20 protein-coding genes and 1 tRNA gene are annotated in these 18,631 nt (G+C 58.8%); 15 read left to right on the top strand and 6 right to left on the bottom strand.

Going from position 1 to position 18,631, the window contains the following annotated elements; all coding sequences use genetic code 11:
• Positions 1 to 448: 448 nt before the first annotated feature.
• The 4 genes from rpoE (at position 449) to AC1RT4_RS11720 (ending at position 4,275) form a co-directional block, all read left to right on the top strand.
• Positions 449 to 1,030: an RNA polymerase sigma factor RpoE/AlgU gene (gene rpoE / locus AC1RT4_RS11735; RefSeq protein ID WP_003172477.1), complete on the top strand. Its 582-nt coding sequence runs from the start codon at positions 449 to 451 to the stop codon at positions 1,028 to 1,030.
• A 31-nt stretch (positions 1,031 to 1,061) separates the two neighbouring features.
• The gene (locus tag AC1RT4_RS11730) at positions 1,062 to 1,649 is read left to right on the top strand and encodes a sigma-E factor negative regulatory protein (protein WP_011332903.1); all 588 of its coding nucleotides are present in this window, start codon (positions 1,062 to 1,064) and stop codon (positions 1,647 to 1,649) included.
• 8 nt (positions 1,650 to 1,657) lie between these two features.
• Complete coding sequence (locus AC1RT4_RS11725; RefSeq protein WP_007958001.1) at positions 1,658 to 2,620, top strand: MucB/RseB C-terminal domain-containing protein; 963 nt, start codon at positions 1,658 to 1,660, stop codon at positions 2,618 to 2,620.
• Positions 2,621 to 2,826: 206 nt separating this feature from the next.
• Positions 2,827 to 4,275, top strand: coding sequence for a DegQ family serine endoprotease (locus AC1RT4_RS11720; protein ID WP_493085435.1), 1,449 nt, complete (start codon positions 2,827 to 2,829; stop codon positions 4,273 to 4,275).
• A 78-nt stretch (positions 4,276 to 4,353) separates the two neighbouring features.
• Here the strand turns inward: AC1RT4_RS11720 and AC1RT4_RS11715 are convergent, their stop codons facing one another.
• Positions 4,354 to 5,787: a M48 family metalloprotease gene (locus AC1RT4_RS11715; RefSeq protein ID WP_085611612.1), complete on the bottom strand. Its 1,434-nt coding sequence runs from the start codon at positions 5,785 to 5,787 to the stop codon at positions 4,354 to 4,356.
• 97 nt (positions 5,788 to 5,884) lie between these two features.
• On the opposite strand from AC1RT4_RS11715, the gene AC1RT4_RS11710 reads away from it, so the two are divergent.
• Positions 5,885 to 6,124 carry a sulfurtransferase TusA family protein gene (locus AC1RT4_RS11710; RefSeq protein ID WP_007958011.1) on the top strand — a complete coding sequence of 80 codons (240 nt, stop codon included), beginning with the start codon at positions 5,885 to 5,887 and terminating at the stop codon, positions 6,122 to 6,124.
• Between the two features lie 32 nt (positions 6,125 to 6,156).
• A complete protein-coding gene (locus AC1RT4_RS11705) occupies positions 6,157 to 7,227 on the top strand; it encodes an AI-2E family transporter (RefSeq protein WP_007958012.1) in 1,071 nt (356 codons plus the stop codon).
• A gap of 34 nt (positions 7,228 to 7,261) precedes the next feature.
• Here AC1RT4_RS11705 and AC1RT4_RS11700 read toward each other — a convergent pair whose 3' ends face one another.
• Both AC1RT4_RS11700 and AC1RT4_RS11695 read right to left on the bottom strand, forming a co-directional pair.
• Positions 7,262 to 7,735 (bottom strand): peroxiredoxin, encoded by a 474-nt coding sequence (locus AC1RT4_RS11700; RefSeq protein ID WP_064594118.1) that lies wholly within the window; start codon positions 7,733 to 7,735, stop codon positions 7,262 to 7,264.
• A gap of 10 nt (positions 7,736 to 7,745) precedes the next feature.
• Positions 7,746 to 8,306: a glycine cleavage system transcriptional repressor gene (locus AC1RT4_RS11695; protein WP_007958014.1), complete on the bottom strand. Its 561-nt coding sequence runs from the start codon at positions 8,304 to 8,306 to the stop codon at positions 7,746 to 7,748.
• Between the two features lie 313 nt (positions 8,307 to 8,619).
• On the opposite strand from AC1RT4_RS11695, the gene dapA reads away from it, so the two are divergent.
• The 7 genes from dapA to AC1RT4_RS11660 all read left to right on the top strand — a co-directional run bounded on the left by dapA (position 8,620) and on the right by AC1RT4_RS11660 (position 13,663).
• A complete protein-coding gene (dapA, locus tag AC1RT4_RS11690) occupies positions 8,620 to 9,498 on the top strand; it encodes a 4-hydroxy-tetrahydrodipicolinate synthase (RefSeq protein ID WP_007958015.1) in 879 nt (292 codons plus the stop codon).
• Positions 9,499 to 9,515: 17 nt separating this feature from the next.
• Positions 9,516 to 10,631: an NlpB/DapX family lipoprotein gene (gene bamC, locus AC1RT4_RS11685; RefSeq protein WP_085683176.1), complete on the top strand. Its 1,116-nt coding sequence runs from the start codon at positions 9,516 to 9,518 to the stop codon at positions 10,629 to 10,631.
• 4 nt (positions 10,632 to 10,635) lie between these two features.
• Positions 10,636 to 11,394, top strand: a complete 759-nt coding sequence (locus tag AC1RT4_RS11680) for an MBL fold metallo-hydrolase (RefSeq protein WP_007958017.1) — start codon at positions 10,636 to 10,638, stop codon at positions 11,392 to 11,394.
• Positions 11,395 to 11,422: 28 nt separating this feature from the next.
• Positions 11,423 to 12,136: a phosphoribosylaminoimidazolesuccinocarboxamide synthase gene (gene purC / locus AC1RT4_RS11675; RefSeq protein ID WP_007958019.1), complete on the top strand. Its 714-nt coding sequence runs from the start codon at positions 11,423 to 11,425 to the stop codon at positions 12,134 to 12,136.
• Between the two features lie 83 nt (positions 12,137 to 12,219).
• Positions 12,220 to 12,309: transfer RNA gene (locus AC1RT4_RS11670), tRNA-Ser, on the top strand.
• Positions 12,310 to 12,458: 149 nt separating this feature from the next.
• Positions 12,459 to 13,067, top strand: coding sequence for a hypothetical protein (locus tag AC1RT4_RS11665; protein WP_493085434.1), 609 nt, complete (start codon positions 12,459 to 12,461; stop codon positions 13,065 to 13,067).
• Between the two features lie 20 nt (positions 13,068 to 13,087).
• Positions 13,088 to 13,663, top strand: a complete 576-nt coding sequence (locus AC1RT4_RS11660; RefSeq protein ID WP_221535247.1) for a hypothetical protein — start codon at positions 13,088 to 13,090, stop codon at positions 13,661 to 13,663.
• 94 nt (positions 13,664 to 13,757) lie between these two features.
• On the opposite strand, the gene AC1RT4_RS11655 is transcribed toward AC1RT4_RS11660, so the two are convergent.
• Entirely contained in the window at positions 13,758 to 14,654 is an 897-nt protein-coding gene (locus tag AC1RT4_RS11655) for a DUF2950 domain-containing protein (protein ID WP_493085433.1), read from the bottom strand.
• Complete coding sequence (locus tag AC1RT4_RS11650; protein ID WP_493085432.1) at positions 14,651 to 16,051, bottom strand: DUF3300 domain-containing protein; 1,401 nt, start codon at positions 16,049 to 16,051, stop codon at positions 14,651 to 14,653. Before AC1RT4_RS11650 ends, AC1RT4_RS11655 begins: the two co-directional genes overlap by 4 nt.
• A gap of 257 nt (positions 16,052 to 16,308) precedes the next feature.
• Between AC1RT4_RS11650 and ppk2 the strand changes: the two genes are divergently transcribed.
• Positions 16,309 to 17,133 carry a polyphosphate kinase 2 gene (gene ppk2 / locus AC1RT4_RS11645; protein WP_039772662.1) on the top strand — a complete coding sequence of 275 codons (825 nt, stop codon included), beginning with the start codon at positions 16,309 to 16,311 and terminating at the stop codon, positions 17,131 to 17,133.
• A gap of 59 nt (positions 17,134 to 17,192) precedes the next feature.
• Here ppk2 and AC1RT4_RS11640 read toward each other — a convergent pair whose 3' ends face one another.
• A complete protein-coding gene (locus tag AC1RT4_RS11640; RefSeq protein WP_493085431.1) occupies positions 17,193 to 17,384 on the bottom strand; it encodes a YegP family protein in 192 nt (63 codons plus the stop codon).
• A 276-nt stretch (positions 17,385 to 17,660) separates the two neighbouring features.
• Here AC1RT4_RS11640 and AC1RT4_RS11635 point away from each other — a divergent pair, with 276 nt between their 5' ends.
• Complete coding sequence (locus tag AC1RT4_RS11635) at positions 17,661 to 18,629, top strand: glycosyltransferase family 2 protein (protein WP_493085430.1); 969 nt, start codon at positions 17,661 to 17,663, stop codon at positions 18,627 to 18,629.
• The last annotated feature ends 2 nt before the right edge of the window (positions 18,630 to 18,631 follow it).

Here is an 18,631-nt window from a genome sequence, read left to right as displayed (position 1 = left end):
ATAGCCGGGCCGATATGGCATTGTGAAACTACCGTGACGGAAAAATACCGACGCTTTGTCGGAAGTTTTTTTCAGCGGTTTTGGGAAAAAGCGACTGTATCGCAGATGAAACACGCTTTTTCCGCTCACGGTTGCACAATGTCGGCGCGGCACGTCTATAAATATTTGGAACTTTTGCCAGAGGCTCAAGATCAATAGACAGTTGCCCGAAACAAGGGACAGTGTCGGCTTCAATGCGGAACCTGCGGTTGGGTTCTTGCCGGCGAGCCGATGACAAGATTATTCGCGCAGCCGGTTCATCCCGCGCTGCGTTTTTCGTGCGTGCCAAATCAGAGCCCGCAGGAAACTTGCTTGGAGGGGGAGAACTTTTGCGAAAAGCCCGAGTCTATGTTTGCAAGTCCGGTCGTTTGGTCATGCAAGCCTCCTCCGAGTTTATCGAGGAGTGTTCATGCTAACCCAGGAAGAGGATCAGCAGCTGGTCGAACGCGTTCAGCGTGGCGACAAGCGAGCTTTCGATCTGCTGGTGCTGAAGTATCAGCACAAAATTCTCGGGTTGATCGTGCGTTTTGTGCACGACACCCATGAAGCCCAGGACGTCGCACAAGAAGCCTTTATCAAGGCGTATCGAGCGCTTGGAAATTTCCGCGGCGACAGTGCGTTTTATACGTGGCTGTACCGCATCGCCATTAACACGGCGAAGAACTATCTGGTTTCACGCGGCCGTCGGCCGCCGGATAGCGATGTAAGTTCCGAGGATGCAGAGTTCTATGACGGCGATCACGGCCTGAAAGATCTCGAGTCTCCAGAACGTGCATTGCTGCGGGATGAGATCGAAGGCACCGTCCATCGAACCATTCAGCAACTGCCAGAGGATTTGCGCACGGCGTTAACTTTGCGCGAATTCGATGGTCTGAGTTACGAGGACATCGCGAGCGTCATGCAATGTCCGGTTGGTACCGTGCGCTCCCGGATTTTCCGCGCCCGGGAGGCCATCGATAAAGCCCTGCAGCCGTTGTTGCAGGAAAACTAAAGACAGCGGCGACAGCCAAGAGAGGAACGCCATGAGTCGTGAAGCCCTGCAGGAATCGCTGTCCGCAGTGATGGATAACGAAGCGGACGAACTGGAATTGCGTCGAGTGCTCAATGCACTGGACGATGTTGAAACCCGTGAAACCTGGGCTCGTTACCAGATCGCTCGGGCAGCCATGCACAAGGATCTGTTGCTTCCACGTCTGGATCTCGCTGCGGCCGTTTCTGCTGCGCTGGAAGACGAAGCGACCCCTGCCAAAGTGTCCCGCGGTCCATGGCGCAGTCTCGGTCGTCTGGCCGTAGCTGCTTCGGTGACCGTTGCCGTTCTCGCAGGTGTTCGTCTGTACAACCAGGACGAAATCGCTGGCGTCGAACTCGCTCAGCAATCCAACCAGCCAGTGTTGGCCACTCCTCAGGTCAAAGGCCCCGCGGTATTGGCAGGCTATAATGAGAGTTCGGAAGCTACTGGCCCAATGGCCAATGGCGTACTGCAAGGTCAGCCAGGCTGGCACGATCAGCGTCTGCCAGGTTACCTGCGCCAACACGCTCAACAGGCTGCCTTGAAAGGCACCGAGAGCGCGCTGCCTTATGCACGTGCAGCAAGCCTGGAAAACCGTTAAGGGGGATCATGCGCGCCATACCTCTACTTTCGCTTCTGCTCAGCGGCTGGTTCATTGTTCCAGCCCATGCCGACGAGGCTCAGGACTGGTTGACCCGCCTGGGCCAGGCCGAGCAGCAGCAAAGCTTTCACGGCACATTCGTTTACGAGCGTAACGGTAGCTTTTCTACCCACAACATCTGGCATCGCGTCCAGAATGGCCAGGTCCGCGAGCGTTTGCTACAGCTCGACGGTTCGGCTCAGGAAGTCGTGCGCATTGATGGACATACTCAATGCGTCAGCGGCACCCTGATTGCGGGGCTGGGAGACTCTCCCAATTCCGCCGCTCGCCCTCTCGATCCTCAAAAGCTGAAGAACTGGTATGAGCTTGCCGTCATTGGCAAGTCGCGCGTGGCCGGGCGTGAAGCGGTGATCGTATCGCTGACGCCGCGGGACCAGCACCGCTACGGTTTCGAACTGCATCTGGACAAGGAAACGGGTCTGCCGCTCAAGTCGCTGCTGTTGAACGACAAGGGGCAGTTGCTTGAGAGATTCCAGTTCACACGGCTGGATACCTCCGAGGTTCCATCCGACAAGGACCTGCAAGCCAACTCCGATTGCAAGACAGTCACCCTCGATAGTGACAAGGCTTCTGCGGTCAAGACCGCACAGGTCTGGCGTTCCGACTGGCTGCCTCCTGGCTTCGAACTGACCAGCAGCTCCTCGCATAAAGATCCGGAAACCAAGACCCAGGTCAACAGCCTGATGTATGACGATGGTCTTGCCCGATTCTCCGTGTTTCTAGAGCCGCTGAACGGCGCAACCGTCACCGATACCCGGACTCAGCTGGGCCCGACCGTTGCCGTATCCCGCCGTCTGACAACGCCTCAAGGCGAAATGATGGTGACGGTGGTTGGCGAGATTCCAATCGGGACCGCCGAACGGATTGCCCTGTCGATGCGCAATGATGGCGCTGCAACCAGCAAGCAGTGAGCTGATTCCAGCTATCTCCACCTCGTCTTTGAGACGTGAAATGTTTGCTGAGCATTTTCATTTGCAAAACACCCGAAAATTTTTTATAGGTCAGAGCCTCTCGGCTCTGGCCTTGTTTGTTGTTCCCGGAACAAAAATGCCGGCCTGTGGTTTCCGGTGTTCCTTGCTCCATATCGCTTAACCCTGCTCGTCGTAACGGGAGCTGTATGTCGATACCAAGCTTGAAGTCTTATCTCTCCATTTTCGCCACTGTGCTGGTGCTCGGTCAGGCTGTTCCTGCAGTCCAGGCGGCTGAAGCTGCCAGCCCGGCCAGCCTGCCTGATTTCACCCAACTGGTCGAACAGGCCTCGCCTGCGGTGGTGAACATCAGTACCACGCAAAAGCTGCCGGATCGCAAAGTGAACCAGCAGATGCCTGACCTGGAAGGCTTGCCGCCGATGCTGCGCGAGTTCTTCGAACGCGGCATGCCGCCGCAACAGCGTTCTCCGCGCGGTGATCGCCAGCGTGAAGCGCAATCGCTGGGTTCGGGCTTTATCATTTCGCCGGATGGCTACATCCTGACCAACAACCACGTGATCGCCGATGCCGATGAAATTCTCGTTCGTCTGGCTGATCGCAGTGAAATGAAAGCCAAGCTGATCGGCACCGACCCACGCTCCGACGTGGCGTTGCTGAAAATCGAAGGCAAGGATCTGCCAGTTCTCAAACTCGGCAAATCCCAGGATCTGAAAGCCGGTCAGTGGGTCGTCGCAATCGGTTCGCCATTCGGCTTTGACCACACCGTGACCCAAGGCATCGTCAGTGCCGTCGGCCGCAGCCTGCCGAACGAAAACTACGTGCCATTCATCCAGACCGACGTGCCGATCAACCCGGGTAACTCCGGTGGCCCACTGTTCAACCTGAACGGTGAAGTGGTCGGGATCAACTCGCAGATCTACACCCGTTCCGGTGGCTTCATGGGCGTTTCGTTCGCCATTCCGATCGACGTGGCGATGGACGTTTCCAACCAGCTGAAAAGTGGCGGCAAGGTCAGCCGTGGCTGGCTGGGCGTCGTCATCCAGGAAGTGAACAAGGATCTGGCCGAGTCGTTCGGTCTGGACAAACCGGCCGGTGCGCTGGTTGCACAGATTCAGGATGACGGCCCGGCAGCCAAGGGCGGCCTGCAAGTGGGTGACGTGATCCTGAGCATGAACGGTCAACCGATCGTCATGTCCGCTGACCTGCCACATCTGGTGGGTGCTTTGAAGGCCGGCGCCAAGGCCAACCTCGAAGTGATTCGTGACGGCAAGCGCAAGAATGTCGAGCTGACTGTCGGCGCGATTCCGGACGAAGACAAGGAACTGGATGCCCTGCCGAAATCCGGTGCCGAGACCAACAGCAATCGTCTAGGTGTTTCGGTTGCCGAGCTGAGCGCCGAGCAGAAGAAAACCTACGACCTGAAGGGCGGTGTGGTGATCAAGGAAGTGCAGGACGGTCCTGCGGCCCTGATCGGTCTGCAACCGGGCGACATCATCACCCACCTGAACAATCAGGCCATTGGTTCTTCCAAGGAGTTTGCCGAGATCGCCAAGGCGCTGCCGAAGAACCGTTCGGTGTCGATGCGCGTTCTGCGTCAGGGCCGTGCCAGCTTCATCACCTTCAAACTGGCTGAATGATCCAGTTATCGAAGAAGTAAAAGAAACCGCCTCGAGAGAGGCGGTTTTTTTGTGTCCGGAATTTATCTCGGCGCGGGCTTAACCCATCATGTCCTTGACCATGCGCTCCTGCTCCATCAGCTCGCGCTGGCGGGCATCGATACGCGACGAAAGCGGGAAGTTGCTGCCGGCCTTGCGCTTGGCGAAGTCCAGTTGCTGGATTGCCTGGCGGTAATCGCCGACCAGCGCGAAATATTCGGCACGGGCCTGATGCAGGCCGATGATGTTGCCGGACAGTCCGCGTGTTTCTGCAACCTGATACCAGACGTCCGGATCGTCCGGACGCGATTTCAGCAAACCTTCCAGCGCTTTCTCCGCATCAGCGGTGCGGTTCTGTTTCAGCAACAGATCGACGCGCACCTGATTCAGCGGGTAATTGCCAGGATACTGACCGAGCATCCGGTCAACCCGGGACTGGGCATCGGCCAGCTTGTTGTTGGTGATGTCCAGATCGACCTGCGCCAGGTTGTAGATGATCTCGTTCGGCGATTTGGCCAGCAGTTGCTTGAGATTCTCCCGTGCTTCATTCAACTGACCGCCCTTGATCTGGGCGATCGCCAGTCCGTAACGGGCCACATCGTTGTTCGGATTATCGTCCAGTTGCGCGCGGAAGCGCTTGGCGCCAAGGCCCGGTGTTTCTTCGTAGGTCAACTGCACCCGCGCGCGGATCAGTTGATAGCGCTTGCTGTCTTCGATGCCACCGGGTTTTGCCTGCTCTGCGCGGTTGCGGGTATCGGCAATACGCGATTCGGTGACCGGGTGAGTCAGCAGGAATTCCGGCGGCTTGGCGTCGAAACGATACTGGCGCATCAAACGCTCGAACATGGTCGGCATCGAGCGCGGATCGTAGCCTGCCTTCTCCAGGTTGAGGATGCCGATGCGGTCGGCTTCCTGCTCGTTCTGACGCGAGAAGCGCCGTTGCTCCTGGATCGCCGCCGCTTGGGTGCCGGCAATCGCAGCAATCCCGGCATCGCCTGCGCCGGCAGCAGCGATCACGATACCGGCCAGCAGCGCCGCCATCATTGGCACTTGCATCCGCTGTGAGGCCTCGACGCCACGGGCGAAATGGCGTTGGGACAAGTGAGCCAGTTCGTGAGCCAGTACCGAGGCATATTCGCCCTCGGTCTGGGCGTTGAGGAACAGACCGCCGTTGACCCCGACAATCCCGCCCGGTGCCGCGAAGGCGTTGAGCTGCGGGCTGTTGATCAGGATGAATTCCAGGCGTCGGTCATTGACCTGGCTGGTTTCCACCAGCTTATAGACGCTGGACTCGACATAGTCCTTGAGCTGTGGATCGTTGAGCTGCGAAACCTGGCTGCGCAGCAACGCCAGCCAGGCGCGACCCAATTGATATTCCTGTTGTGGCGAGACGATGGCAGAGCTGGCGTCACCGAGTGACGGCAGGTCGTCGGCGAAGCCCGGTGAGGCGAGCAGGCAAGCGAGCGTCAGCAGGGTAGGGCGCAGAAATGTCATGCACAAAGCCTTAGTCGACAAAGACCTTACTGTAGCCGGACACCAGGCTTGCGACCAGATATTCTAGGCAGCCTGACCACCTGATCCGGAGTGACGCATGACCGACGCTGTAGCCCATGACTGTGAACTGGATGCCAGTGGCCTGAATTGTCCGTTGCCGTTGCTCAAGGCCAAAATGGAGCTGAACAAGCTGCCCAGTGGCGCGGTACTCAAGGTGATTGCCACGGATGCCGGCTCGCAACGCGACTTTCGCACCTTTGCCAAATTGGCCGGTCATACGCTGCTGCGTGAAGAAGACGAGGCGGGTGTCTACCGTTACTGGCTGAAAAAAGCCTGAAACCGACCGCGTAAATGACCTAAGGAAAATTGATGTTCAAAGTGTTGCGCGACTGGATTCAGCGCTACTTCTCCGATGAGGAAGCGGTGGTGCTGGCGGTTTTGCTGTTCCTCGCCTTCACCGCGGTGCTGACGTTGGGCGGAATGCTCGCGCCGGTGCTGGCCGGGATGGTGCTGGCGTACCTGATGCAGGGGCTGGTGGTCACGCTCGAACGTCTGCGCGTGCCCGGTGGGGCGGCGGTCGGTCTGGTGTTTGCGCTGTTCATGGGCGTGCTGATGGTGTTCATCGTCGTGGTGCTGCCGTTGCTCTGGCATCAGTTGATCACCCTGTTCAACGAGCTGCCGGGCATGCTCGCCAAGTGGCAATCGCTGCTGTTGTTGCTGCCGGAGCGCTATCCGCATCTGGTCTCCGACGAGCAGGTGCTGCAAGCGATCGAAGCCGCGCGGGGCGAGATCGGCAAGTTCGGCCAGTGGGCGCTGACGTTCTCGTTGTCGAGCCTGCCGCTGTTGGTGAACATCATGATCTACCTGGTGCTGGTGCCGATCCTGGTGTTCTTCTTCCTCAAGGATCGGGCAATGATCGGCGAGTGGGTGCGCGGCTATTTGCCGCGTGAGCGGGCGCTGATCACCCGGGTCGCCGAAGAAATGAACCGGCAGATCGCCAACTACATTCGCGGCAAGGTCATCGAGATTGTGATCTGTGGTGGCGTGACTTACATCGCATTCGTCGCGCTGGGACTCAACTACGCGGCGCTGCTGGCGCTTTTGGTTGGCGTGTCGGTGGTGGTGCCGTATGTCGGGGCGGTGGTGGTGACCGTGCCGGTGCTGCTGATTGCGCTGTTCCAGTGGGGCTGGAGCGATCAGTTCATCTATCTGATGGCGGTTTACGGGATCATCCAGACGCTGGACGGGAACGTGCTGGTACCGTTGCTGTTTTCCGAAGCGGTCAACCTGCACCCGGTAGCGATCATCTGCGCGGTGCTGTTGTTCGGCGGGTTGTGGGGATTCTGGGGAGTGTTCTTCGCGATTCCGCTGGCGACGCTGTTCAAGGCTGTGCTTGATGCGTGGCCACGCAAGGAGCCGGTGGTAGCGCCGCTGCTTTGAGAATGAATCGGCGCCCGCAAGGGCGCCGACAGCATCAGGCCTTGTTCAGCGCCTGAGCCGCAGCCAGCACTGCATCCACATGTCCTGGCACTTTCACACCACGCCATTCCTGACGCAGTACACCATTCTTGTCGATCAGGAATGTGCTGCGATCAACGCCCAGATATTCCTTGCCGTAGAGTTTTTTCAGCTTGATCACGTCGAACAACTGGCAGACGGCTTCGTCCTTGTCGCTGATCAGCTCGAACGGAAACTCCTGCTTGCACTTGAAGTTCTCGTGGGACTTCAGGCTGTCGCGGGAGATGCCGAAGATTTCCGTGTTGGCAGCCTTGAATGCCGCGTATTGATCGCGAAAGCCCTGGCCTTCGGTCGTGCAGCCCGGGGTGCTGTCCTTCGGATAGAAGTAGATCACCACTTGCTTGCCCTTGAGGGCGGACAGGCTGACGGTCTGCCCGCTGGTGGCAGGTGCTTCGAAATCCGTAACCGGTTGGTCGATGACAACGGCCATGAAAGCTTCCTTACATTGGGTTCTGTGGGCGCCACGGTTCGATCAGTGCATCCAGGTTCATGGCGTCGGCGAAATCCAGGAACTGGTCACGCAGCCAGCTGATCTGGGTGCCGGCGGGCAGGGTCACGGTGAACGTGGCGTTGAGCATGGTGCCGCCGGTCTGCGGTGCCTGATAGGTATCGCAGGTCAGGTTTTCCAGCTCGACGTTGTGATCCATGAAGAACTGGCACAGCTCGTTGATGATGTCCGGGCGGTACGCCGAAGACACGTAAGCCACGTACGGCAGGGCTTGCGGACGGTTTTCCAGGGCGGCGCTGCGCACCACGTTGACGGTGAACGCATGACGCTTGGCCAGCACCGGCAGGCTGCCTTCCAGGCGAGCCAGGGCGTCCCAGCTGCCGGAGACTTCGAGCACCAGCGCGCTGCACTCGCCGTGGCGGGTCAGGCGCGAGGTGACTACCGCACAGCGGTTTTCATGGCTGGCGCGGCACAGGACGTTGGTCAGCTCCATGGGATTGGCGCCGAGGGCACTGATGACAAGGAATTGTTCGCGAACTGTGGGGGTGGACATGCAGCATTCCTAAAGCGATGAGCGGTCGGTAGGGAGAGGGCGTTGATTGCCGGGGCAATGACTGTCCGGAAGGCCCGATTCGTGTGGCGCTACGGCTCCATCAACAAGGAAGCGTACGGCAACGACACTGGAACGGGGCCCGGGAGGCCGAAACGGGAGACTGGAACCCGGCGTACAAGCTGATCAGTACCGATCAAAGTCTGAAGGGTAGCGAAAAGCGGCGCCAAGGGGAATGGCGGCACAGTACTTCGCTTGTGCAAGCATCTTGGCGCCAGTACCATTACCGCTCTCTTTTTCCGGCAGGAGCGGTTTCATGATTGCGGGCAGTATGGTGGCACTGGTCACACCCATGGATGCACAAGGGCGTCTTGACTGGGACAGCCTCAGCAAACTCGTGGACTTCCATCTCAAGAACGGCACCCATGCCATTGTCGCGGTCGGCACCACCGGCGAGTCGGCAACCCTTGATGTAGAAGAACACATCGCCGTCATCAAAGCCGTGGTCAAACAGGTTGCCGGTCGCATTCCGGTGATCGCCGGTACCGGCGCCAACTCGACCCGCGAAGCGGTCGAGCTGACCCGCAACGCCAAAGAAGCCGGCGCCGATGCTTGCCTGCTGGTAGTCCCGTACTACAACAAGCCGACCCAGGAAGGCCTGTACCAGCACTTCAAGCACATCGCCGAAGCGGTCGACATCCCACAGATTCTCTACAACGTTCCTGGCCGCACTTCCTGCGACATGCAGGCCGAGACTGTGATCCGCCTGTCCACCGTGCCGAACATCATCGGCATCAAGGAAGCGACCGGCGACCTGAAACGCGCCAAGGCGATCATCGACGGCGTGAGCAAGGACTTCATCGTGCTGTCCGGCGATGATCCGACCGCCGTCGAGCTGATCCTGCTGGGCGGCAAGGGCAACATCTCCGTCACCGCCAACGTCGCCCCGCGCGAAATGGCCGACCTGTGCGAGGCTGCGCTCAAGGGCGACGCCGAGACCGCACGGGCCATCAACGAAAAACTGATGCCGCTGCACAAGGACCTGTTCATCGAAGCCAACCCGATTCCGGTGAAGTGGGCTTTGGTCGAAATGGGCCTGATGCACCAAGGCATCCGCCTGCCGCTGACCTGGCTGAGCGCTCCTTGTCATGAAACGCTGCGCTCGGCCCTGCGCCAGTGCAACGTCCTGGTTTAATTGAGGAAGTACAACGCATGAAGCGAATGGCCGGACTTTCCGCACTTGCCTTGATTATCTCCAGCACCAGTGGCTGCGGATGGATCTGGGGCCCGGAAGGTTATTTCCGTGACCGTGGTAGCGATTACCTGGAAGCGCAACAGACTGCACCGATGCAACTGCCACCGGACGTCAGCACCTCCAAGCGCCTGGATCCGCTGCTGCCGATCCCGCGCAACGTGGCCGACGACACCGCCAAGGGTGAATACATCGTTCCGCGTCCTCAACCGCTGTCGGCCGTTGCCGACGCCAGCGACTACTCGCTGCAGAAGAGCGGTGATTCGCGTTGGGTCATGGCCCAGCACCCACCGGCCGAAGTCTGGCCAGTGGCGGTGCAGTACTTCCAGGACAACGGTTTCCGTCTGGATGAGCAGCGCCCGCAAACCGGCGAATTCACCACCACCTGGCAGCATTCCGACGAACTGTCCGCCGCCATGGCCAAGCGCCTGAGCGCCGCCGGCGTCAGCACCGACAGCGAAACCCGCGTGCGGGTACGCATCGAGCCGGGCGTGCAGCGCAACACCAGTGAAGTCTATGTGGTCAGCGCCGAGCGTCCTGCCGGCAGCACCGCCGACGTGGCCTTCACCAACCGTTCGGTCAACACCGGCCTCGACGCCGCGCTGGTCGACGACATGCTCGCGAGCATGAGCCGTACCTCCGAGAAGGGTGGTTCGGTGTCGATGCTGGCTTCGCGTGATTTCGATACCCCAAGCCGTGTCAGCCTGAGCGAAGACGGCAGCGGCAACCCGGTACTGAACGTGGGTACGGACCTGGATCGTGCCTGGTCGAGCGTCGGTCGTGCGCTGGAGCAGGGCGAATGGCGCGTTGAAGACATCAACCGCAGCCTGGGCCTCTACTACATCAACTTGTCCGAAAAGGCCGAGAAGAAAGACGAGAAGCCTGGTTTCTTCAGCAGCTTGTTCGGCAGCGCGCCGACCAAGGAAGAAGTTGAAGCCCGTGCCGAGCGTTATCAGGTTCGCCTGAGCAAGGTCGGCGAGAATGTTCAGGTGACCGTCGAGAAAAACATCAACACCGTTGCACCGGCCGATGTGGCCCGCAAGGTGTTGAGCGTGATTCAGGACAACCTGGGCTGATCCAATGCGTTTTGCCGTTCTCGGCAGCGGTAGCCAAGGGAACGGCACGCTGATCGCCAGTGCTGATACGTATGTGCTGGTGGATTGTGGTTTTTCCCTGCGGGAAACCGAAAAACGCCTGTTGCGCCTGGGTGTGAACCCGGCGCAACTGAGCGCGATACTCGTAACCCACGAACATGCCGACCACGTGCATGGCGTGGGTTTGCTGTCTCGGCGCTACAATCTGCCTGTCTACCTCAGTCGCGGCACACTGCGCGGGATGCGCAAACCGATTGAACCTGCCGGTTTCGTGACCGGTGGCGAGCAACTGCAGATCGGTGCTCTGAACATCGGGGTCATTGCCGTGGCCCATGATGCGCAGGAACCGACCCAGTACGTGTTCAGTGACGGTGAGCGGCGCTTCGGCCTGCTGACTGACCTGGGCTCTTACTGCGAGCGGGTGCTGGACGGCTATCGGGACCTCGATGCGTTGATGATCGAGTCCAACCATTGTCGTGACATGCTGGCCCGTGGTCATTACCCGTACTTTCTCAAGCAGCGGGTGGGCGGCGAGCTGGGACATTTGAATAACCATCAGGCGGCATTCCTGGTGGCCGAGTTGGGCTGGCAAGGCCTGCAACACCTGGTCCTGGCCCATCTGAGCAGCAAGAACAACCTGCCGCAGCTGGCCCGGCAATGTTTTGTCGACACCCTCGGGTGCGACCCGGACTGGCTGCAACTGGCCGATCAAGATTCAGGGCTCGACTGGCGCCACATCGCCTAGCCCATCTACTTAGCAAGCGGAGCCCATCATGGAAAAACGTGAAGAACTCTACCGCGGCAAAGCCAAATCGGTTTACAAGACCGACGACGCTGACCGCTTGATCCTGCTGTTTCGCAACGACACTTCGGCGTTCGACGGCAAGCGCATCGAGCAGCTCGACCGCAAAGGCATGGTGAACAACAAGTTCAATGCCTTCATCATGCAGAAACTCGAAGCGGCCGGCATTCCGACTCAGTTCGACAAACTGCTGGCCGACAACGAAGTGCTGGTGAAAAAACTCGACATGATTCCGGTCGAGTGCGTCGTGCGTAACTACGCCGCCGGCAGCCTGGTCAAGCGTCTGGGCGTCGAGGAGGGCATGAAGCTCAACCCGTACACCTTCGAACTGTTCCTGAAGGACGACGCCAAGGGCGACCCGTTCATCAACGAATCCCACGTCGTGGCGTTCGGCTGGGGCACCGCCGAGCAACTGGCGCGCATGAAAGAACTGTCGCTCAAGGTCAACGAAGTCCTGAGCAAACTGTTCGACGACGCCGGCCTCTTGCTGGTGGACTTCAAGCTTGAATTCGGCGTGTTCAGCGACGGCTCCATCGTCCTGGGCGACGAGTTCAGCCCGGACGGCTGCCGTCTGTGGGACAAGGACACCAAGAAGAAGATGGACAAGGACCGCTTCCGTCAGGGCCTCGGTGACGTTATTGAAGCCTACGAAGAAGTCGCCAACCGTCTGGGCGTACCGCTTTAATCGACGCAAGCATCTGATAGCACGGAGAAATTTTCGAAAGAGGGTTTGCTTTCGGTAAAAGTGTTGTTATGATGCGCGCCGTTGGAGAGATGCCAGAGTGGCCGAATGGGACGGATTCGAAATCCGTTGTACCTTCACCGGTACCTAGGGTTCGAATCCCTATCTCTCCGCCATTATTGAACAAGACAAAGCCCCTGAAATGGTTGAACATTTCAGGGGCTTTTTCGTTTCTTAGATTTGTCCTAATACAATCAGCGCTAGTGTTCAATAGATTTGCTGACGTAATACGCGATTACCTTACAATCATTCAAAGGATCTGATGATGCGGCTTACTGTATTTGCTATCGCCCCGGTGTTGATATTTTTTGCTGCTACTGTCAGTCAGGCGTCTTCATCCGGAGAGGGAAGCGCAGGTGTGATTCGCTCAGCCGAAGCCCTAACGTATAGACAGCTTCTAGCTCAAGGAGCCGAGTCGATGAGGTATCCGGAGAGCTGCTGCTCGCTCCTTTACAGTCCAGGTACTCCCAAAAGCGAATACCACTTCGAATTGAGTGCTGCGTACTTCGTTCGCGTAGAAGTTGATGCTAAGAAGTTCGCCCCCATCCTGTTTCGAATGTCCTGCCAGAATCGAGGTTTTTTCAACCCGACGACGGAGTGTTCCTCCGACGAGCTGAAAAATAAAGTCGAGGGTGCGCTCACGGTGAATTACTCACCGTCGCTATATGGTAAGTACAGGGCGAAATGGGTGGCGAAGCAGAATGGACAGATGCTACCAGAGACTACCAAATGGATTGGTCAGGATATCTACAGCTTCAAGCGCGAGAACGGAATAGATACGATAGTGATCGGACCGATAAAAGGGCTTCCGACGTCAATCGGGCTTATGGGATTTGATGAGTTCGTTGTAACCCCGCTTGGCAGAGATCAGTAAGGTAGATAAGGATTCTGATTATGGCGACCGCGAGTCAGCAGACCCCTCCTCCAGAAGCGGTCAGAACATTTCAGATTAAAACCATCCGGCATGTCTTAGGAAAGCTTGAATGGGAGATCGAGCAGCTTCAGAATTCCCAATTCTCGCGAGATGCGAGAGCTGTCGATATCTCCAGCTACTTGGCCATCAATGCAGCAGTTACTGCTTTTCACGCGTGTGAATGGATATGGCATCTCGGCACCCAGAAGCAACGGGATACATTGATGCAAGCGGCACCAGCGACCTCAAAAGCTAAAGGAAAAGCTCGGTTTCAAGTAGGCCTGAAACAAAAGTGCCCTGAGTTTGGGGTTTGCAGGGAAATAGCAAATTCGTTCAAACACCTTACTGATGATGACTTCACTGATAAGACTGTGATGACGGATGTTCCATTGTTCGAGATGTCGATACCTGCTACGGCAGGGACGGCGAGGGCAGGCGATCCTCTTGTTCAATATGGAAAAATTTTGATGGTGCGCTGCCACGGTGTGATTACGCCCGTAGCGCATGTGCTAACTAAAGCGCATGCATTTCTTGAGGAATTTTTAGCTAAGCCCTAAATCAACATTGCATAGTGCAAGTACAGAGAAAGCCCCGTAGCTGAAAAGCCACGGGGCTTTTTCGTTTCTGATTCGGCGGATTTCGTTACCCCAACTACTTCTGCCCCAAATCCACCACCTCCCAACTATCATCCGGATCAAACCGCGTCATCGCCTTCGCCACTTTCTCCCCATCCGGCCCAAGATCCTTCTGAAACACCTGCCCTTCATGGCTGATCATGAAGCTCATCACCCCGGTGTCGTCATACTTCGCAGGCCAGGCGATCAAGGCGAACCCGCGACTCATCTTGTCTCCAATCAGATAGCTGTAGGCGCCGCCAGGTGCAGACGGGCCTTGGGCGTCGAGGATGCGGAAGTGGTAGCCGTGCCAGTCTTCATCGTTGATCGCCTGGCCGAAGGCGGGGCCGAGGGGGCTGATTTGGTTGGTGTCGTCTTCTGGCCAATAGAGGCCGTCGTGTTTGCCGGGGGAGCTGAAAATTTTCTGTGCGTATTCGAGGGCGCCGTCGCCGTCGCGGTCTTCCGAGGCGTAGTCCATTTGGGCGTCGTGGTAGGCCAGCGCCGATTGCACGGCCGCCAGTTCGTTGCGGCCGATGCGACGGGCACGGATTTCGACCTGGGCGGCTTTCATGTCGAAGCGCCAACCGGTTTTGTCTTTGATGAGGGGGATGGGCAGCGTCCAGTGATCGGGCCCGACGGAGAGTACGGCCTTGCTGTCGCCGGTCTTTTCGAGGGTGTGCTGTTCGCGGTATTGCTGCAGGAAGGCATCGACATCGCTGCGCTGCACGCCTTCACGGGGAATGAAGCTGTGCCATTCCTCGCCCAGCAGTTCGGTCAGGCGTTTTTGGTCGGCGTGTTGCGTACCGAGGGCTTCGACGAAGGCGTCAGCGGCTTTTTCCGGGGTTGGAAATACTTGCTGGGCCAAGGTGAGGCTCGAAAATGCGAGGCCGGCCGCGAGGGTCAGGCAGCTTTTGACCAGAGAATGAATGTTCATCGGCGGCCACCTCCTCTCTGACGCATGCCCCCGCCGGATGGCCGGCTGATCTGATGTCCGGCGGCGCGTGAGGTGTTGGGACGTTGCGCGGAAATCTGGCTGGCCCGGCCGCGATCAGCCTGGACGCGGGTCTGAGACGGGGAGCGCGCGCCGGCGAAAGCGTTGTTTCGCGCGCTGCCCGCGGCGGGTCGGGCTTGGGACGCACGGTTGTCACGTTGATTGGCGCCTGGCTGCCGCGCCTCCCGGGTGTTGCCTTGAGCGCGGTCGGCGGCTCTGGGCCTGTCCGCACCGCCTTGCATGCGATTGCCGGCATTGGCGGATTGCGCTTCGCGGACTTGATTGCGGGCTTCCCGATTGCTGGTGGCGGGGCGTTCGAAACCGGCCCTGTCCATCGAACTGCGCGCCCGTTCCCGAGCTTGCGCGCGCTGCGCGTTGTCCCCGCGATAGGCGTCACGCTGAGCCGCGCCGTCCAGTTGCCGGCCATATTGCGCGCGGCTGCGGTTGTCACGATAGGGCACGCCATCGCGATGCACGGTGTTGTGCTGCCACTTGTTCTGGTTGTTGGTGATCCGGTTGTTGGCGTTGATGTTGTTGTAACGGTTCACATCGATGTCGATGTCGTTATGGCCCCAGTCGCAATTACCCCATAACGACGCGACGACCGCCACGCCCGTGCCGAAAGCCAGTCCGGCCACCAGTGCCTGACCCGGGTAATAAGCGGGTGGCGGCGGGTAATACACCGGCGGCGAGGCCGGATAAGGCCAGGTGCCGTAAGTGGTGGTCGGATTATAGGTCGGGACGTAGACCACCTGCGGATCGGCGGGCTGAATGATGATGGTCGTGTTGTCGGCCGGCTTGGTTGTCCCGGCAGAGATGGGCGGCGTTACGTTTTGCACTGTCACATTCTGATATTGATTGCTCTGCAGGTTGCCCGCCGCCTGGGCCTGACGCCGCAAACGCTGAACGCCGGCCATGAGTTCGTCGGGCTGGGCCAGAAAGGCATCCCCCAGCCGTTGTACCCAGACCGGATCCTGCCCCAGTGTCGCCAAAACCTGCGGGAACGCCACCAAGGCCTGCACGCTGGGATCCCACGTCTGGCTGGACACTTGCTTGACCGCGTCATCGCCCTTGGCGTCCGGATGAGCCTTGGACCAGGTCGCGGCTTCGGCGACTTCTCCCGGATAGGTGGCGGCCATCAGCACTTGTGCGAGCAGTGGGTCGGGATACAGGGCAATCGACGCGAGCATCTGGTCGAGCTGCTCCGTGGTAAACACGGCATCTTTGGCCGGAGCGGTGGCAGCCGCCGGCGCCGCAGGCGCCTCGGCGGCCTGCAACCAGAGCGGTGCAGCGCTCAAGGCGAGCATGAGCGACGCGGCACGCAAGAGCGAACTGTGCATGACCTCTTCCCCACATCCAGATGGCAGGTTTGCAACAAGCGAGGCATCAACGGCCGATATCGGACGCTGCGCCGTGATGGAGAATGGTTGGCGATTGGCGTTCCGTCAAAAACTGCACAGGTTTTTTCGCAATAAACACGTTGCCGGAGCGTTACCGCCCGTTTGCTTGCGTTTTGCGATAAATGACTAAACTTTCCGGTTCCAGGTCATGCAGTGCCAACGAGCCTGGCTGTCGTTCCAACCCGAGAGGTCTGGTCATGGCAAAGGGAAAGAAGAAAGACTCGCCCCGAGAAAAACCTGACGAACATACAAAACTGTCAAACAAGGACTACCTCGCCGAACTGCGCCGTTTGCATATCGAACTGGTGAAAATGCAGGAATGGGTGAAGGCCGAAGGCATCAAGATCTGCATCATCTTCGAAGGCCGTGACGGTGCGGGCAAGGGTGGCACCATCAAGGCGCTGACCGAGCGGGTCAGCCCGCGGGTGTTTCGCGTCATCGCGTTACCGGCCCCGACCGATCGCGAGAAAAGCCAGATGTACATGCAGCGCTATCTGCCCCATTTGCCGGCGGCCGGCGAAGTGGTGATCTTCGATCGCAGCTGGTACAACCGCGCCGGTGTCGAGCGGGTGATGGGTTTTTGCACGGACAAACAGGTCGACAAGTTCCTCAAGACCGTGCCACTGGTGGAGCGCGCCGTTGTCGGTTCGGGGGTGATCCTGCTCAAGTACTGGCTGAATGTCAGCCAGGAAGAACAGACCCGGCGCCTGGAAGCGCGCATTGTCGACGGGCGCAAGATCTGGAAGCTGTCGCCGATGGACCTCAAGTCCTACAGTCGCTGGTATGACTACTCCCGGGCACGGGACGACATGATCGAAGCGACCGACACCGATTACGCACCGTGGCTTGTGGCCAATTCGAACGACAAGCGTCGGGCGCGGCTCAATATCATCTCCGACCTGCTCAGTCGCATCCCCTACAAAGAGGTGCCGCGAGAAAAGGTGACATTACCCAAGCGGCAGAAACCGGGGGGTTACAAGGAGTCGGATTATCCGTTCCGGCACATTCCCGAAAGGTTCTGAAGCAACATCAGAAGTCGCCGGAGCTGCCAGCACTGGCAGCCCGGCGTTTTGGGCAGTCCTCAGATCTCCTTGATCGGGGTCTCTCCCTGCACACCCTTGATCAACTCGATCACATGCAGACAATCCGCCTTGTTCACATACGATTCGCCACTGGCGACCGTCTCATGATTCCCCGCCCTCAATCTCCAGCGCCATTGGCCCTTGCCGGTGCTCGGGGTGCCTTTGGATTGCCTGTAAATCTCGAAATACATTCAGTTCGCTCCATGCGATTTATGTGCGACAACCTGTGTGACGCCTCGACGCAAGCCTAGCGGAGCGCGGATTTTTGGCTATCGGGGATTTGTTTCCAATCGTTCGTGAATGTTTCTGAAAGGCACGGGCCAGAGCGCAGGAATCGTCCTCCGGATTGGCCGGAACGCCCTCGTTTCACCCTTGCATGACATTCCGGGCTGCTGCTTAATACGGGGCGGCTCATGGCGTCGAATACCGTTCGACGACCGACAAACACTATAAGAAAGAGCAGTCCATTGACTCATCCGCATGGAACGCAACACGCGGGCCCGGTGACGTTGTCGCTGGTAGTGCCCGTATTCAATGAAGAGGAGAGCCTCGACGGCTTTCTCCTGCGCATTCGTCAGGTTTTCGAGCAAGAGGCGCTGGTCGAGCTGGAACTGGTGTTCGTCAATGACGGCAGTTCCGATACGACGCTGGAGCGCTTGCTGGATTGCCAGCAGAGCGACTCGCGTATCCGCATCGTTGATCTGAGCCGAAATTTCGGCAAGGAAGCGGCACTGTCCGCCGGTTTGCAGACGGCCACCGGGCAAATCGTGGTGCCGATCGATGTCGATCTGCAGGACCCGCCCGAGGTCATTCTGCAAATGATCGAGCGCTGGCGCGAAGGTTTTGAAGTGGTGCTCGGCCACCGCATCAGCCGGCGTAACGACTCCTGGGCCAAGCAGACTTCCGCCAGTTGGTTCTATCGCCTGCACAACAAAATTGCCGAACAGTCATTGCCGGAAAACGTCGGTGATTTCCGGCTGATGGATCGCTGTGTGGTCGACGCGCTGCTGACGCTGCCCGAATCTCGGCGCTTCATGAAAGGCCTGTTCGCCTGGGTCGGTTTTCGCACCACCCAGGTCGAGTACGAACGCCCGGAGCGGGCAGCGGGGCAGAGCAAGTTCAATGGCTGGCGGCTGTGGAATTTCGCCCTCGAAGGCATCACCAGTTTCAGCACCGAACCGTTGCGGATCTGGACGTATCTGGGGGCGTTGGTCTCTCTGGTGTCGTTCGCCTTTGCGATGTTCATTGTGGTGCGCACGCTGATCCATGGCGTTGACATGCCCGGCTACGCCTCGCTGATGGTTGCCGTGACGTTTCTCGGCGGCTTGCAGTTGATCGGCATCGGCGTGCTCGGCGAGTATCTGGGCCGCACTTATATCGAAGCGAAGCGCCGGCCGGTTTTCCTGGTGCGCCGCATCTACGAATCCAAGGACTGAAG

It is taken from the genome of Pseudomonas sp. GW821-FHT11D10 (genome assembly GCF_058808435.1).
Note: the sequence above shows the minus strand (reverse complement) of the source record. Positions and strands in the feature narration are given on the sequence as shown.